This window comes from Streptomyces sp. NPDC091209, assembly GCF_044757755.1.
GTDB lineage: Bacteria > Actinomycetota > Actinomycetes > Streptomycetales > Streptomycetaceae > Streptomyces.
Genome location: NZ_JBIVVR010000007.1, coordinates 487,716 through 502,409, shown reverse-complemented (window position 1 = coordinate 502,409; position 14,694 = coordinate 487,716). Strand labels below are relative to the sequence as shown.

At 73.0% G+C, this 14,694-nt stretch carries 14 protein-coding genes; 8 read left to right on the top strand and 6 right to left on the bottom strand.

The annotated features are described in order from the left end of the window. Positions 1-5: 5 nt before the first annotated feature. Positions 6-623, top strand: coding sequence for an allophanate hydrolase subunit 1 (locus ACIQRL_RS23190; RefSeq protein ID WP_401334494.1), 618 nt, complete (start codon positions 6-8; stop codon positions 621-623). After that, positions 620-1,489, top strand: a complete 870-nt coding sequence (locus ACIQRL_RS23185) for a biotin-dependent carboxyltransferase family protein (RefSeq protein WP_401334367.1) — start codon at positions 620-622, stop codon at positions 1,487-1,489. The genes ACIQRL_RS23190 and ACIQRL_RS23185 overlap by 4 nt, the downstream gene beginning before the upstream one ends. Positions 1,490-1,571: 82 nt before the next feature. On the opposite strand, the gene ACIQRL_RS23180 is transcribed toward ACIQRL_RS23185, so the two are convergent. The 5 genes from ACIQRL_RS23180 to ACIQRL_RS23160 all read right to left on the bottom strand — a co-directional run bounded on the left by ACIQRL_RS23180 (position 1,572) and on the right by ACIQRL_RS23160 (position 6,988). Beyond that, positions 1,572-2,426, bottom strand: coding sequence for an SGNH/GDSL hydrolase family protein (locus tag ACIQRL_RS23180; protein ID WP_401334366.1), 855 nt, complete (start codon positions 2,424-2,426; stop codon positions 1,572-1,574). After that, positions 2,423-3,577 carry a glycosyltransferase gene (locus ACIQRL_RS23175; protein WP_401334363.1) on the bottom strand — a complete coding sequence of 385 codons (1,155 nt, stop codon included), beginning with the start codon at positions 3,575-3,577 and terminating at the stop codon, positions 2,423-2,425. Before ACIQRL_RS23175 ends, ACIQRL_RS23180 begins: the two co-directional genes overlap by 4 nt. Beyond that, positions 3,574-4,737: a glycosyltransferase family 4 protein gene (locus ACIQRL_RS23170; protein WP_401334360.1), complete on the bottom strand. Its 1,164-nt coding sequence runs from the start codon at positions 4,735-4,737 to the stop codon at positions 3,574-3,576. The genes ACIQRL_RS23175 and ACIQRL_RS23170 overlap by 4 nt, the downstream gene beginning before the upstream one ends. A 139-nt stretch (positions 4,738-4,876) precedes the next feature. Beyond that, the gene (locus tag ACIQRL_RS23165) at positions 4,877-6,295 is read right to left on the bottom strand and encodes a HEAT repeat domain-containing protein (RefSeq protein ID WP_401334358.1); all 1,419 of its coding nucleotides are present in this window, start codon (positions 6,293-6,295) and stop codon (positions 4,877-4,879) included. 300 nt (positions 6,296-6,595) lie between these two features. After that, a complete protein-coding gene (locus ACIQRL_RS23160; RefSeq protein WP_401334355.1) occupies positions 6,596-6,988 on the bottom strand; it encodes an ankyrin repeat domain-containing protein in 393 nt (130 codons plus the stop codon). Positions 6,989-7,248: 260 nt separating this feature from the next. Here ACIQRL_RS23160 and ACIQRL_RS23155 point away from each other — a divergent pair, with 260 nt between their 5' ends. Next, complete coding sequence (locus ACIQRL_RS23155; protein WP_355839398.1) at positions 7,249-7,443, top strand: hypothetical protein; 195 nt, start codon at positions 7,249-7,251, stop codon at positions 7,441-7,443. Between the two features lie 39 nt (positions 7,444-7,482). Continuing rightward, complete coding sequence (locus tag ACIQRL_RS23150; protein WP_401334352.1) at positions 7,483-9,057, top strand: hypothetical protein; 1,575 nt, start codon at positions 7,483-7,485, stop codon at positions 9,055-9,057. Between the two features lie 461 nt (positions 9,058-9,518). On the opposite strand, the gene ACIQRL_RS23145 is transcribed toward ACIQRL_RS23150, so the two are convergent. Next, complete coding sequence (locus ACIQRL_RS23145; RefSeq protein WP_401334350.1) at positions 9,519-11,018, bottom strand: PLP-dependent aminotransferase family protein; 1,500 nt, start codon at positions 11,016-11,018, stop codon at positions 9,519-9,521. A 99-nt stretch (positions 11,019-11,117) separates the two neighbouring features. Between ACIQRL_RS23145 and ACIQRL_RS23140 the strand changes: the two genes are divergently transcribed. The 4 genes from ACIQRL_RS23140 to ACIQRL_RS23125 all read left to right on the top strand — a co-directional run bounded on the left by ACIQRL_RS23140 (position 11,118) and on the right by ACIQRL_RS23125 (position 14,588). Next, positions 11,118-11,804, top strand: coding sequence for a YitT family protein (locus ACIQRL_RS23140; RefSeq protein WP_401334348.1), 687 nt, complete (start codon positions 11,118-11,120; stop codon positions 11,802-11,804). After that, positions 11,801-12,568: a glycerophosphodiester phosphodiesterase gene (locus ACIQRL_RS23135; protein WP_401334345.1), complete on the top strand. Its 768-nt coding sequence runs from the start codon at positions 11,801-11,803 to the stop codon at positions 12,566-12,568. Before ACIQRL_RS23140 ends, ACIQRL_RS23135 begins: the two co-directional genes overlap by 4 nt. A gap of 40 nt (positions 12,569-12,608) precedes the next feature. Next, positions 12,609-13,958: an MFS transporter gene (locus tag ACIQRL_RS23130; RefSeq protein WP_401334342.1), complete on the top strand. Its 1,350-nt coding sequence runs from the start codon at positions 12,609-12,611 to the stop codon at positions 13,956-13,958. A gap of 255 nt (positions 13,959-14,213) precedes the next feature. After that, positions 14,214-14,588 carry an RNA polymerase-binding protein RbpA gene (locus ACIQRL_RS23125; RefSeq protein ID WP_081223278.1) on the top strand — a complete coding sequence of 125 codons (375 nt, stop codon included), beginning with the start codon at positions 14,214-14,216 and terminating at the stop codon, positions 14,586-14,588. The last annotated feature ends 106 nt before the right edge of the window (positions 14,589-14,694 follow it).

The window sequence follows — 14,694 nt, the reverse complement described above, 5'->3', positions numbered from 1 at the left end:
ACGGCATGAAGGTCCTGCCCGTCGGCGACCGGGCGCTGCTCGTCGAGGTCTCCTCGGGGGAAGCGGCCCAGGCCCTGCACGCCGAGTTGGTGCGGCGCCGCGCGGAGGGCTCGCTGTCCGTGCGGGAGATCGTCCCGGCGGCCCGCACGGTGCTTCTCGACGGTCTGGACGACCCCGCGCGGCTCGCGGAACGGCTGCCCGGCTGGGAGATCCCCCGGCCGGACGCGCGCGCGGACGACGCCGTCGAGATCCCGGTACGGTACGACGGTCCCGATCTGGCGGATGTGGCGGCCCTCTGGGGGGTGGGGGTGCGCGACGTGCCGGAAATCCACGCGGCGGCCGAATTCCGCGTCGCCTTCTGCGGGTTCGCTCCCGGCTTCGGCTACCTCACGGGACTGCCCGCGCGGTACGACGTGCCGCGACGGGCGACCCCGCGTACGGCGGTGCCCGCGGGGTCCGTCGCCCTCGCGGGCCCGTACACGGGTGTGTACCCGCGCAGTTCGCCGGGCGGCTGGCAGTTGATCGGCACGACGGAGACGGTGCTGTGGGACCACGCGCGCGTACCGGCCGCACTGCTGGCACCCGGCGCGCGGGTCCGCTTCGTACCGGTGGGGCGCACATGAGCGACCGGGCCTTCGCGGTGGTGCGGGCCGGGGCCCTGACCACCGTCCAGGACCAGGGGCGGCCGGGTCACGCGCATCTCGGCGTACCGCGCTCCGGGGCTCTCGACACGCCCGCGGCGGCGCTGGCGAACCGGCTGGTCGCCAACCCCGACGGGGCCGCCGTGCTGGAGACGACACTCAACGGCTGTTCCCTGCGCCCCCGTTCGGCGGTCGTGGTGGCGGTCACCGGTGCGCCCTGCCCGGTGACGGTGGACGGCCGCCCCGCCGCCTGGGGAGCTCCCGTGCGGGTGCCCGGCGGGGCGCTGCTGGACGTCGGTTCCGCGCGCGCGGGGCTGCGCAGTTATGTGGCGGTCTCCGGTGGCGTGGCGGTCGACCCGGTGCTCGGCAGCCGCTCGACCGACCTTCTCTCGGGGCTCGGTCCGCCGCCTCTCACGGACGGCGCGGTGCTCCCCCTGGGGAACCCCGGCGCCCTCCACGCGCGCGTGGACGTCGTTCCGCACCGCGCCCCGCCCGCCGAACTGGTCCTGCGGGTGACCCTCGGCCCACGGGACGACTGGTTCACGGAACCTGCCGTACGGACGTTCACGACCCGCTCCTACCGGGTCTCGGCGGCGAGCAACCGCATCGGCCTGCGCACGGAAGGGCCCTCCCTGGAGAGGGCCGTCTCCGGCGAACTCCCCAGTGAGGGCATGGTGCTGGGCGCCGTCCAGGTGCCGCCCGACGGCACCCCGGTCGTCTTCCTCGCCGATCATCCGACCACCGGCGGGTACCCGGTGATCGCGGTCGTGCGTCCCGGCGACCTCCCGGCGGCCGCTCAGGCGGTCCCGGGAACCCCGGTGCGCTTCGTGGCCGTACTCCGCCGCTGAGCCCGCCGGAGGTCCGTACGCCTGCGGGCGGGACGCCGGGTCCGCGCACACCCGGCGTCTCCCGCGCGCTTCGGCCCACCCCTCATGCCACGTCCGGCCGTTCGGACACGGACAGGGCCGCCAGGGCGGACGCGACGGCGTGCGAGGCGCTCAGGTCGAGCCGGGCGCTGGTGCCCCGGGCCCGGTGGCGCACCTCGGACGCGGCCAGGGTGAGCAGCTGCGGCAGCAGGTCCGTGCAGCGCCGGGCCACCCAACCCGTTCCCGCCGTAGCCAGCCACAGCAGGCTCGCCGAGCGCGTCGGCGCGGGGAATTCGGGCTCGCCCGAGGGAGTGGTCCCGGTGGCGACGCCCTCCTCGGTGAGCAGAGCGTGGAAGCGCAGGGCGAGCTGACGGTGCCCCAGCTCCCCCGGGTGCAGCCGGTCGGCGCTCCACACGGCGCGGTCCTTCAGCCACTCCTCCTCGGCGGCGTGCAGATGCATCGCGTCATACCGCTTCGAGAGCGCGTGCACGACCGCGTTGACCGCGTGCTGACGCCGGGCCAGCGGGCGGGCCAGGGCTCCGGGCAGCCCGAGCATCGAGCCGGGGTCCGGGAGACAGGCGGTCATCACGACCGTGTCCCGCGCGCGGAACGCCGCGTACACCTTGTCGAGCCGTTCGGCCACCGAGTGGATGTCGAAGGTGTACCGCAGGGTGTCGTTGACGCCGATCACGACGGAGACGATGTCGGGCTCCAGGGCGAGCGCCGCCGGGGTCTGCCGTTCGAGCACGTCCCGTGTCTGCGCCCCGCTGACCGCGAGGTTGGTGAACCGCACGGGCGCGTCCGCCGGGGCGAGCCCCGGGGCGAGCAGTTCGGCCCACCCCCGCCACCGGTCCCCCACCGGGTCGCCCACGCCTTCCGTGAGCGAGTCACCGAGGGCGACGAACCGAACCGGTCTCATGCCACGCCCTCCTGGAGGCGCGGCCGGGTCCCGGCCACCGCGTCGTGCGCGGCGAGGAAGCCCGTCACCGCGGCGTCCCAGCCGAAGCACTCGGCACGCGCGCGTGCGGCCTCCCTGCGCTCGCTCTCGGTGCGGCCGAGCAGCAGTCGAACCGCGTCCGCGAAGGAGTCACCGCTGTCGGCCGCGGTGGCTCCGGCGGAGCCGACGATCTCCGGCAGTGCGGAGAGCGAGCTGGCCACCACGGGGGTGCCGCAGGCCATCGCCTCCAGCGCGGCGAGCCCGAAGGTCTCCGCGGGCCCGGGCGCCAGGCACACGTCCGCGGAGGCCTGGAGCGATCCGAGCAGGGTGCGGTCGGCGACGTGCCCGAGGAACGTGACGGGCAGCCTCCGCTCCCTGGCCCGCTGTTCGAGCCGGGCCCTGAGCGGTCCGTCCCCGGCGATCACGAGCACGGCCCGCTCGCCGCGCCGCAGCAGCGCCTCCAGCGCGTCGAGTGCCGTACCGGGACGCTTCTCGACCGAGAGGCGGGAGCACATCACGAGCAGGACCTGGTCCGCGCGCGCGTGGCGGGCACGCAGTGCCGGGTCCCGCAGCTCGGGGTGCCGGCTCACCAGGTCGACGCCCAGGGGGGCGCGTACGACGTTGCGGGCGCCGATGCGCACGAACTCGCGCTCGGCGAACTCCGTGGTGCACACCACCCGCGAGTAGGTGTGCGCGGTACGGACGTTGAGGGCGTCGGCGGTCCGCCGGGCCATCCCCTCGGACAGTCCCCAGGTCCGCAGCACCCCGTCGGCGGTCTCGTGGGAGACCATCACCGCGGGCACCCGGGCGCGCCGCGCCCAGACTCCGGTCCAGCGCAGGGTGGTGCGGTCGGAGACCTCGAGGCGGTCGGGGGCGAGCGACTCCAGGAGCCGGGCCACCCGCCGCTTGTCCGTGAGGACGCGATAGCCGCCGGTCCCGGGCAGCAGCGGGCCTGGCAGCGTGATCACCCGCCCCTGCTCGGTGTCGCGGTCGCTCCAGCGCTCTCCCGGTATGACGAGCACCGGTTCGTGGCCGGCCGCCAGATAACCGGCGCCCAGCTCCCGCAGCGCGGTGCGCAGGCCCCCGGAGGAGGGGGCGACGAAGTTGGCCAGCCGTACGATGCGCAGACTCATGCCGCCACCAGCTTCCGTGCGGAGAGCACATCCTCGTAGTGGCCTATGAGCTGGTCGCCCACGGCGGCCCAGGTGCGGCCCTCGACCATGGCGTGCCCGGCGGCGCCGTAGGCCGCCCGCAGCGCGGGATCGGCGGCCAGTGTGCGCACCGCGTCCCGTACGGCGTCGGCGTCGCGGGGCGGGACCAGCAGCCCGGTGCGCCCGTGGTCGACCAGGTCGAGCGGTCCGCCGGCGGCGGGCGCGACCACGGGAACCCCGCTGGCCATGGCCTCCTGCACGGTCTGGCAGAAGGTCTCGAAGGGGCCGGTGTGCGCGAAGACGTCCAGCGAGGCGAAGATCCGGGCGAGTTCGTCGCCGGTGCGCCGGCCGAGGAAGACCGCGCCGGGGAGCGCGCCGCGCAGGGTGGCCTCGCTGGGTCCGTCGCCGACCACGACGACGCGGACGCCCTCCATCTCACAGACCCCGGAGAGCAGTTCGACGTGCTTCTCGGGGGCGAGCCGGCCGACGTACCCGACGATCAGCTCGCCGTTCGGCGCCAGTTCGCGGCGCAGGGCCTCGTCCCGGTGGTCGGGGCGGAAGCGGATGGTGTCGACACCGCGCGCCCAGAGCCGTACCCGGGGCACGCCGTGCGTCTCCAGGTCGTGCAGGGCCGCGCTGGACGGGGCGAGTGTCCGGTCGGCCGCGGCGTGCACGGAACGGATGCGCCGCCAGGCGGTGGCCTCGCCCGCGCTGATGTACGTACGGGCGTATCCGGCGAGGTCGGTCTGGTAGACGGCCACGGCGGGGATGCCGAGCCGGGAGGCGGCCGCCATGCCGCGGACGCCGAGGATGAAGGGGCTGGCCAGGTGGACCATGTCGGCACGGTGTTCGGTGATGGCCGCGGCGACGCGTCGGCTGGGGAGGGCGACGCGGACCTGGGGATAGCCCGGGAGCGGAATGGACGGCACCCGGACGACCGGGCACGGCGCGAGAGCGTCGGGCCCGCTCCTGGTGAATGCGCCGCCCTGTTCGGGGGAGGCCGAGAGCTTGGGGGAGGTGGCCGGGGCGACGACAAGAGGAGCGTGACCGCGATCGACGAGGTGCCGGGCGGTCTGGAGCGCGCAGTGGGCCACGCCGTTCACATCGGGGGGAAAGGATTCGGTCACGATGACGACTCGCATACGGGTGTTCTCGCCGCACTGGACGTGGCCGCGTCAACGTGGATCTATGCGAACGATGAACGTCCCGTGAGCGTTGCGCACCGCACCCGTCCAGGTCAGTCCCCGTCCACACGTTTCTGACTCCCGGGTCACCGAACGTTCATACGGCCGGCATGTCGGGCCCGATCCTGCTCCGCACCGCTGTCTGGACTTCGGCCTCCTCGGCCGGATCCGCCGCCAGCCGGCGGAGCTGATCCACTACGCGCGCGTCACCGGTCTCGGCGTGCCGGGCGGCGATCTCGCGGGTGGTCTCCTCGCAGTCCCACAGGCACTCGACGGCGAAGCCGGCGGGGAAGGAGGGATCGGTGACGGCCAGGGCGCCGGCAGCGCGCTGACGCAGATGCGAGGACGCGGTCTCCCGGTAGATGTGCCGCAGCACGGGGGCGGCGCAGGCGATGCCGAGCCGTCCGGTGCCGTCGACGAGGGTCCACAGGGTCGGCGCGTCGGGGCCCTCGCCCCGTACCGCCTCGCGCAGCGCGGCCAGGACGAGATCGCGGTCCTGTACGCCGCCCCGGCAGGCGAGCATGCGGCCGGCGGCGGCGCCGAGGGCGTCGGGCCGGTGCGCCCAGCCGCGCGCCCGGTCGACGGCGGCGACGCCGCGCATCCGTTCGAAGGCGTCGACGGCGGCCTCGGCGACGGTCGTCGAGGCCGCCGCGACGGCCGCTTCGATCAGGTCGAGGGCGTCCGGATCGTCGCCGTCGGCCAGATAGCGCAGGGCTGTGCAGCGGGCGCCCTCGGTGCCGTTGCGCGCGGCCTCGACGATCTCGGGACGGTCGTCGGGCCCGGCGACCGCGGTCAGACAGCGGGCCGCCGGGACGTACAGCGCGGCTCCGCGGTCCAGGCCCTGCTGGGCCCACTCGAAGACGGCGCTCACGCTCCACCCGGGACGGGGCCCGGACGGTCGCATCTGGCGCTGCCAGCGGTCGAAGGACCCGGCTTCCTGGGCGGCACGGACGCGGGTGGCGACGGACGCGCGGGAATCGTCGGCCCACAGCCGCCACGGCCGTGGCTCGAAAGCGTCGCGCACGACGGCGGCGAGGGCGGCCTCGCCCTCCGGATCGGCCGGGAACCGGGCGAGCACGGGGGCGGCGAGGGCGCGCAGGCCCGCGTCGTCGTCGCGCAGGGCCAACTCGTCGAGGGCCCAGGCCCAGTTGGAACCGAGGGCCGCGTACCTGCGCAGCAGCGCGAGCGCGTCCCGCCTGCCGTAGGAGGCGAGGTGTCCGAGAACGGCGAGGGCGAGCCCCGTGCGTGACTCGCAGTCGTCGAGGACGTCCTCGGCGTCGAAGAGGTGCCGCTCGATCTCGTCGAGCTCACCGCTCAGATCGAGATAGAGACGGGCGTAGTACAGGGAGCGGTTCTCCACCTGCCAGTCGTGGCGGGGGTCCCTCAGAACACAGTGGTTCAGTGCCGCGAGCGCTTCGGCCCGCGGTGCGGTGAGCGCGTGCAGCGTGCCGTCGCCGCGGCCCCTCTGGAGCAGGCCGAGCAGGGTTCCGCTGGGCGCTATGACCGGATCGAACATGGGAAACAGCCTCACATCAAGCGTCGACGCAACCGGGATCCTGCATTACCTGGCCGCGTGACAACACGTCGGGGCGCCCGCCGTCTCTTGCTTGCTGTAGACCATCTTCCTCTGCCTCTCGTCGGTGGCCCATGCGGGCCGCGTCACGGCCCGCGCGGTGCGGCAACTTCTGCCCAGCCATCGCGTCCGTGAATCACGTCGACATGATGACTCGGCGGTTCTTCCTGCCGCGACCGTATTTCCGGCGGCCCCGTTCCGCCTCCCATTTTTCTTGCTTCTCGCCTGGTCAGAGCGTTCGGGCTAGGAGGTGCCGAACAATTCGAGCAGGTCCGTCTTGACGAACATGCGCGCCGTGTCGACGGCCGAGGGGGTGCCCGCGGCCGGATCGGCGCCGGCGGCCAGGAGGACCCGGATGACGGCCTCCTCGCCCTTGAAGACGGCTCCGGCGAGAGGGGTCTGGCCCCGGTCGTTGACGCGGTCGGCCTCCGCGCCGCGCTCCAGCAGGGCGCGGACCGCCTCCGCGTGACCGTGGTAGGCGGCGAGCATCACGAGCGAGTCGCCGCGGTCGTTGGTGAGGTCGGCCGGAACACCCGCGTCGACATACGCGACGAGTGTCCCCGTCTCGCCGCGTCGCGCCAGATCGAAGATCTTGGTCGCGAGCTCCACGACCTCGGGGTCGGGGGCTTCGCTCATCGGCCGGACCGCCTCTCACTGCAACCGTTCGGGTGAATCGACAGGGTACTGGCTCCGGCGGCACATGACAGGCATCGGCCGCGGCAAAGATCACAAAGGGCGCATCGGACGCAACGGACCAGCTCAGGCGGGTCAAGACAGCTCCACCGCGCGGGTGAAATCAGCGCTATTTCACCCAGTTGCACCTTTTATCGTATGGATACATGCTGTGATCCTGGAACAACTCATGGTGACCGTCCCCACGAACCAGGAGAGCTCAAATGATTCTGTCCATGTCAGGCGTCGTCCTTCTCGGCATCATCGTCTTCCTCTTCTTCAAGAAGGACGGGCTGAAGGCGTCGCACGCGATGGTGGCCGCGCTCTTCGGCTTCTACCTCGCGAGCACGGCCATCGCACCGAGCATCAAGGCCGGCGGGGAGAGCCTGGCCGGCCTCCTCGGCGGGATCAAGTTCTGACGACATCCCCCACCTCGTACGCACCTTCAGGAGACAGCAGTGGCTCGGCGCCCTCTCCCCCGCATCCTCAGCAACGGCAGCGCACAGATCGCCAGGAGCCGGGAGCTGGCCCGGACGGCAGCCGACAGCGCCACCGACGTCCTCCATCCACTGATCACGGTCACCCGTGGACTGCGCCGGCTGGCAGCGGCCGGACGGCGCAAGTGGGCCGCCACCCCCAAGGACCGGCGCGGGCCGCTGCTGTTCCTGGTGGCCTCGGTCATCCTGATCGTGGCCCTGGTGCCGTACGGACCGCTGCTCGCCGTCATCACCCTGATGGCGGCGGCGGCATGGACCGGTCGCGAGCGCACCCCACCGCCCGCGACCGGACCCGACGAGGCACAGACCGGACGGCTGCAGTCCCTCTACGAGGCGCTCGTCCCGTACTTCTCCACGGCCGACGACCCCGCTCCCCTGTACGCCCACGGCGGCGACTGGGAGAAGGCCTTCGCGTCGTACGAGTTCGACGACGACGGCCGGATCTGCCATCTGCTCATCCACTACCCGGCGTACTTCACCGATGGTGAGCCGGACTCCCGCGCCCGTATCGAACAGCTCCTGCACGCCAAGTCGGGCCGCGGCCGTGAGTACCACTTCGACTGGGACGAGGAGGGCAACGAACTCACCGTCACGGTCCTCCCGCCCCTGCCGACCGACATCGCCGCCCAGCGCTTCGTGACCGCGCCCGGCGAGACGGTCCTCGGCTTCACCGATCCGGCCGACGTCCAGCGCACGCTCCCCCTCACCCACGGAGAGGAACGGCGCGACGTCCCGCCGGTCGTCTGGCGCACCGGCGGCCGTTCCACCGAGCCGCACCTGCTGATCACGGGCGAACCGGGCACCGGCACGACCACCCTCCTGCGCTCCATCGCGCTGCAGTCCCTCCAGTACGGCGATGTCGTCATCGTCGACGGGGGCGGCACCGGGGAGTACGCGTGCCTGACCGGGCGGGACGGCGTACTGGCCGTCGAGTGCGCGGTGGCCGGGGCGCTCGGCAGTCTGGAGTGGGCGGCGCACGAGACGGAGCGGCGGCTGATCGCCGCGAACCGGGCCCGTCAGGCGGGACACCCCGCCCCCGACGACATCAAGAACCCGCTGTGGATCCTGCTGGACCGGCCGAGCGCGCTCGGCCATCTGGCCGCCGCGGACGGACGCAAGGACCCGCAGACGCTGCTCCAGATTCCGCTGCGGCACGGCCGTGCGGCGGGCGTCACGGTCGTGATCGCGGAGCACTTCGAGAACCTCGACTTCCTCAGCGACGCGGTACGCCAGCACACCCGCGCGCGCGTGGTGCTCGGCGCCGCCTCGGCCACCCAGCTCGAATCGATCCTGGGCGCGCCCCCGCACACCACCCCGACCCGCGACGTCCCGCCCGGCCGCGGCTACGCCCGGCTGGGCGCGGGGCCCGTCCTGCGCCTCCAGGTCCCGGCCACACCGGACCCCTACGACGACGCGACGAGCGAGACCCACCGTCGTGCGGTGCTCGACCTCCTCCCGGAGCGGACCACGCCCGGAGACGAGGAACAGGTGCCGGTGCCCGCGGAGGCCGCCGGAGTCGCGGTGGCTGAGGGGTAGGACACCCCCCGCCTTCGCGCGGACGGTGGTGCGGGCCGGCAACCCAGGTGGGTTTCCGGCCCGCACCGCTGTCCGTACGGGGCCCGGCCCTCCGCCGTCCGTACGGCGACCGACCCCCGGCGTCCGCGCGGCGTCCGGACCTCCGCCGTCCGTACGGCGACCGACCCTCCGCCGTCCGTACGGCGACCGACCCCCGGCGTCCGTACGGCGTCCGAGCCTCCGGCGTCCGCGTGGCGTCCGGACCTCCGCCGTCCGTACGGCGCCCGGCCCTCCGCCGTCCGCGCGGCGCCCGGACCCCCGGCGTCCGCGCGGCGCCCGGACCCCCGGCGTCCGCGCGGCGCCCGGACCCCCGGCGTCCGCGCGGCGTCCGGACCCCCGCCGTCCGTACGGCGCCCGGACCCCCGGCGTGCGTCCCACGCCGGTTCCCGCGCCTGTGCGCCCGGGTCTCTGGCGCCGTCCGGCTACGCCACGAACGTGCGCGGACCCTCGTCCCCGCCGGTCGCGCCCGTCTCCACCAGCCGAGCGGCCGCGGCCAGCCGTGCCGCCGCCTCGTCCGCGACCGCGCCGCCCACGGTGAACGGCAGCCGCACGTACCCCTCGAAGGCGCCGTCCACCCCGAAGCGGGGCCCCGAGGGCACCCGCACACCCACACGTTCGCCGACCTCGGCCAGCCGCGACCCGGACAGACCGCCCGTGCGCACCCACAGGGTGAGGCCGCCGCGTGGCACCGAGAACTCCCACCGGGGCAGTTCCCTGCGCACGGCCGCGACGAGGGCGTCACGGTTCTCGCGGGCCTGGTCGCGCCGGATGTCGACCGCCTGCTCCCAGCCCCCCGTGCTGAGCAGCCAGTTCACGGCGAGCTGTTCCAGCACCGGTGTGCCGAGGTCGGCGTACGCGCGCGCGGCGACCAGGCTGCGGATGACGTCCGGCGCGGCCCGCACCCAGCCGATCCGCATGCCCGCCCAGAAGGCCTTGCTCGCCGAGCCCACCGTGATCACGGTCGAGCCGGCCGGGTCGAAGCCGCACACGGGACGCGGCATCTCCAGACCGTCGTCGAGGTGCAGCTCGCTCATCGTCTCGTCGACCACGAGAACCGTGCCCGCCGAGCGCGCCGCGTCCACGAGCCCGCGCCGCTGGTCCTCGCCGGCGAGTGCTCCGGTGGGGTTGTGGAAGTCGGCGACGACGTACGCGAGGCGGGGAGCCGCGTCGCGCAGGACCTGGCGCCAGCGGTCCATGTCCCAGCCGGCGAGCCCCTCGGCCATGGCCACGGGCACCAGCCGGGCACCGGCCTCGCGCATCAGCTGGAGGATGTTGGCGTAGGAGGGCGACTCGACGGCGATGCGCTCGCCGCGGCCCGCGAAGAGATGGCAGATCGCGTCGATCGCGCCCATCGCTCCGGTGGTCACCATGATCTGCTCGGGCATGGTCGGGATACCGCGCGCCGTGTACCGCTCGGCGAGCATCGCGCGGAGCGCGGGCAGCCCGGCCGGATAGTCGCCGTGCGTGTGCGCGTACGGCGGCAGTTCCTCCAGGGCGCCCTGGACACTGCGGGTCAGCCACGGCTCGGGCGCCGGCAGCGCGGCACAGCCGAGGTCGATCATCGAACCGAGGGTCTCGGGAGGCAGCGGTTCCAGACCGCGCGCGGGCAGCGGATTCCCGGCGGGGACCGCGGTCCAGCTGCCCGCTCCGCGGCGCGACTCCAGGAAGCCCTCCGCGCGCAGCGCCTCGTAGGCCGCGGCCACGGTCGTACGGCTGACGGACAGGGCCAGCGCCAGTTCCCGCTCGGCGGGCAGCCGCGCTGCGACCGGCACCCGCCCTTCGAGCACGAGCAGCCGCACGCCGTCGGCGAGCGCGCGGTACGCGGGCGGACGCCGGGTCCCCGGGCCCGCGGGCCGCTCCTGCTGGGAGTTGAGGAGCCGGGCGAGCTGCGCGGCCCCTACCGCCGAAGTCCACTGCGCCATGATTCCAGTCCACCTTCCCCGAATTGGCCATGGATGAAGCAAGTTCCCCCGCCACAGAGTGTCATGTGCCAGGCCACTACCACCACTGGGGGACATCTCATGGCCACACGCTCCGAGTCCGCACCTGCCGAGGATCCCGGACGCGGGCGGCTTCCCCGCCGCCTCGTCCAGCTCTACGCGGGCCTGGCCCTGTACGGCGCGAGTTCGGCGCTCCTGGTGGAAGCGGGGCTCGGGCTGGAGCCGTGGAACGTGCTGCACCAGGGCCTCGCCGAGCTGACCGGCCTGACGATCGGCGTGGTGTCGATCATCGTGGGCGCGGCGGTGCTGCTCCTCTGGATCCCGCTGCGCCAGCGGCCGGGCCTCGGCACCGTCTCCAACGTCTTCGTGGTGGGCCTCGCCATGGACGGCACGCTCGCGCTGGTCCCGGACGTCCACGCCCTGGCCGTACGGATCCCGCTGATGGTGGCGGGGATCGTGCTGAACGGCGTGGCGACGGGCCTGTACATCTCCGCCCGCTTCGGCCCGGGCCCCCGCGACGGTCTGATGACCGGACTGAACCGCCGCACGGGCCGCTCGGTCCGTCTGGTGCGGACCGTTCTCGAAGTGGCCGTGGTCGCGACCGGTTTCGCGCTCGGCGGCACGGTCGGCGTGGGCACGGTGCTGTACGCCGCCGCCATCGGCCCCCTCGCCCAGCTCTTCCTGCGCGTGTTCGCCGCCCGTCCGGCACCGGTCGGCAGCGCCGTTGTCGCCACAGGTCAACCGGAGCGCGCCATACTGCCCGGGTGAGCACGCGTACTCGTCACCCGTACCTCGACCACCCCGGCCCGATCCCCTTCGCGCACCGCGGCGGGTCGGCGGACGGTCTGGAGAACACCCTGACCCAGTTCCGGCGGGCGGTGAACGCCGGATACCGCTACATCGAGACCGATGTGCACGCCACCGCGGACGGCAGGCTGGCCGCCTTCCACGACGCGACCCTCGACCGGGTCACGGACGGGGCGGGCCGGATCGCGGACCTCCCGTGGGCCGACGTGCGCCAAGCGCGCGTGGCGGGCAAGGAGCCGGTCCCGCTCTTCGAGGAACTCCTCGAAGAGCTCCCCGAGGTCCGCTGGAACGTCGACGTCAAGGCCGAACCCGCGCTCGTCCCGCTGCTCGACCTGATCGGCCGCACCGACGCCTGGGACCGTGTGTGCGTCGGTTCGTTCTCCGAGGCGCGCGTGACCCGTGCCCAGCATCTGGCCGGGCCGCGTCTGGCGACCTCGTTCGGCACGCGAGGGGTGCTCAACCTGCGGCTGCGCTCGTGGGGCGTACCGGCCGCGGTGCGCCGCTCCGCCATCGCGGCCCAGGTGCCCGAGACGCAGTCGGGCGTCCCGGTGGTCGACCGTCGCTTCGTACGGGCCGCCCACGCGCGCGGGCTCCAGGTGCACGTGTGGACCGTGAACGAATCGGAACGCATGCACCGGCTCCTGGACCTGGGAGTCGATGGCATCATGACCGATCACATCGACACGCTGCGCAAGGTCCTGGAAGACCGGGGCACCTGGTTCTGAGCCTCCTCGCGCGGTCCTTCACGGAAAGGCGAGGGCACGGGTGAGCACGGACACCGTGCGGGCGGGGGCGGCCGAGGAGGCCGTCGAGCGCCGGCGAGAACAACACGGCTGGTACTTCTACGACTGGGCCTGCTCCGTCTATTCGACGAGCGTCCTGACCGTGTTCCTCGGCCCCTATCTGACAGCGGTGGCCAAGCACGCGGCGGACGCGGACGGGTTCGTCCATCCGCTGGGAGTACCGGTCCGCGCCGGCTCCTTCTTCGCGTACGCGGTCTCCGCGTCGGTCATCCTGTCGATCTTCGTGATGCCGATGGCGGGCGCCGCCGCAGACCGTACGGGCCGCAAGAAGCCGCTGCTCGCGGCGGCGGCCTATCTGGGCGCCGCCGCCACCACGGGCATGTTCTTCCTGGACGGCGACCGCTATCTGCTGGGCGGACTGCTGCTGATCGTCGCGAACGCCTCGCTGGCCGTGTCGATGGTCCTGTACAACTCCTACCTGCCGCAGATCGCCCCGCCCGACGAGCGCGACGCGGTCTCCTCCCGGGGCTGGGCCTTCGGGTACGCGGCGGGCTCGCTGGTCCTGGTCGCGAACCTGATCCTGTTCACGGCCCACGACAGTTTCGGCGTCTCCGAGTCGACGGCCGTGCGGATCTGTCTGGCCTCGGCGGGTGTCTGGTGGGGCGCGTTCACCCTCGTACCGCTGGCGCGACTGCGCGACCGCCCCACACCCTCCGCCGGACGGACGTCCGGCAACGGATGGCGTCAGCTCGCGGCCACGGTGCGCGACATGCGCGGCCAGCCGCTCACGCTCTCCTTCCTGCTCGCCTACCTCATCTACAACGACGGCATCCAGACGGTCATCTCGCAGGCCTCCGTCTACGGCTCCGAGGAGCTGGGCCTCAGCCAGTCGACCCTGATCGTGGCCGTACTCCTGGTCCAGGTGCTCGCGGTCGGGGGCGCACTGGGCATGGGCCGGCTGGCCCGCACGTACGGCGCGAAACGCACCATCCTCGGCTCGCTCGTCGCCTGGACGTTCACCCTCGCCGCCGGATACTTCCTGCCCGCGGGCGCGCCCGTGTGGTTCTTCGTCCTCGCGTCGGGCATCGGACTGGTCCTGGGCGGCAGCCAGGCGCTGTCGCGCTCCCTGTTCTCGCACCTCGTGCCGAGCGGCAAGGAGGCCGAGTACTTCTCGGCGTACGAGATGAGCGACCGCGGAATGAGCTGGCTGGGCCCGCTGCTGTTCGGGTTGACCTACCAGCTGACGGGAAGTTATAGGGACGCGATCATCTCGCTCGTGGCCTTCTTCGCCATCGGCTTCGTCCTGCTCGCGCGGGTCCCGGTGCGGCAGGCGGTGCGCGACGCGGGCAATCCCGTACCCGACAGGATTTAGCGTCGGGAGCCAAAGAGCGGTAGTGTACGCGTTTGGCCTGCCTGGCGTACCGTTACTGCGCGTCAATGATACTGAAGCGTTGGGTGACATCTGATGCCAGATGTGACAAAGCGGGCGACGGTGGGTACAACAAGGGGCGGCTACGACGGCGACGCATGACCCACAACGGGAATCTTTACCGCCGACCGGACGTTGACCGGATGACGACGACAGCGACACCTGTCCTGTGGGCGACAAGCCCGGGAGGCACGATTCATGAGTGAGCGAGCTCTTCGCGGCACGCGCCTTGTAGTGACCAGCTACGAGACGGACCGCGGCATCGACCTGGCCCCGCGCCAGGCGGTGGAGTACGCATGCGAGAAGGGACATCGTTTTGAGATGCCCTTCTCGGTGGAGGCCGAAATTCCGGCGGAGTGGGAGTGCAAGGTCTGCGGGGCCCAGGCACTTCTCGTGGACGGCGACGGCCCTGAGGAAAAGAAGGCCAAGCCCGCGCGTACGCACTGGGACATGCTGATGGAGCGGCGCACTCGCGAGGAGCTCGAAGAGGTCCTCGAGGAGCGCCTGGCGGTCCTGCGCTCCGGCGCGATGAACATCGCGGTGCATCCGCGGGACAGCCGCAAGTCCGCCTGACCCCTGCGGGGGTCGAGCGGCATACACCGCACGACGAGACCGCGGGCACCGTACGCCAGGTACGGGGCCCGCGGTCTCGTGCGTTCCGGTGCATCCGCGTTCCGGT

Excerpts from the sequence above, each read along its gene's own strand:
- ACIQRL_RS23190 (WP_401334494.1), top strand. The coding sequence starts at position 6 with ATGAAGGTCCTGCCCGTCGGCGACCGGGCGCTGCTCGTCGAGGTCTCC.
- ACIQRL_RS23185 (WP_401334367.1), top strand. The coding sequence starts at position 620 with ATGAGCGACCGGGCCTTCGCGGTGGTGCGGGCCGGGGCCCTGACCACC.
- ACIQRL_RS23180 (WP_401334366.1), bottom strand. The coding sequence starts at position 2,426 with ATGAGACCGGTTCGGTTCGTCGCCCTCGGTGACTCGCTCACGGAAGGC.
- ACIQRL_RS23175 (WP_401334363.1), bottom strand. The coding sequence starts at position 3,577 with ATGAGTCTGCGCATCGTACGGCTGGCCAACTTCGTCGCCCCCTCCTCC.
- ACIQRL_RS23170 (WP_401334360.1), bottom strand. The coding sequence starts at position 4,737 with ATGCGAGTCGTCATCGTGACCGAATCCTTTCCCCCCGATGTGAACGGC.
- ACIQRL_RS23165 (WP_401334358.1), bottom strand. The coding sequence starts at position 6,295 with ATGTTCGATCCGGTCATAGCGCCCAGCGGAACCCTGCTCGGCCTGCTC.
- ACIQRL_RS23160 (WP_401334355.1), bottom strand. The coding sequence starts at position 6,988 with ATGAGCGAAGCCCCCGACCCCGAGGTCGTGGAGCTCGCGACCAAGATC.
- ACIQRL_RS23155 (WP_355839398.1), top strand. The coding sequence starts at position 7,249 with ATGATTCTGTCCATGTCAGGCGTCGTCCTTCTCGGCATCATCGTCTTC.
- ACIQRL_RS23145 (WP_401334350.1), bottom strand. The coding sequence starts at position 11,018 with ATGGCGCAGTGGACTTCGGCGGTAGGGGCCGCGCAGCTCGCCCGGCTC.
- ACIQRL_RS23140 (WP_401334348.1), top strand. The coding sequence starts at position 11,118 with ATGGCCACACGCTCCGAGTCCGCACCTGCCGAGGATCCCGGACGCGGG.
- ACIQRL_RS23125 (WP_081223278.1), top strand. The coding sequence starts at position 14,214 with ATGAGTGAGCGAGCTCTTCGCGGCACGCGCCTTGTAGTGACCAGCTAC.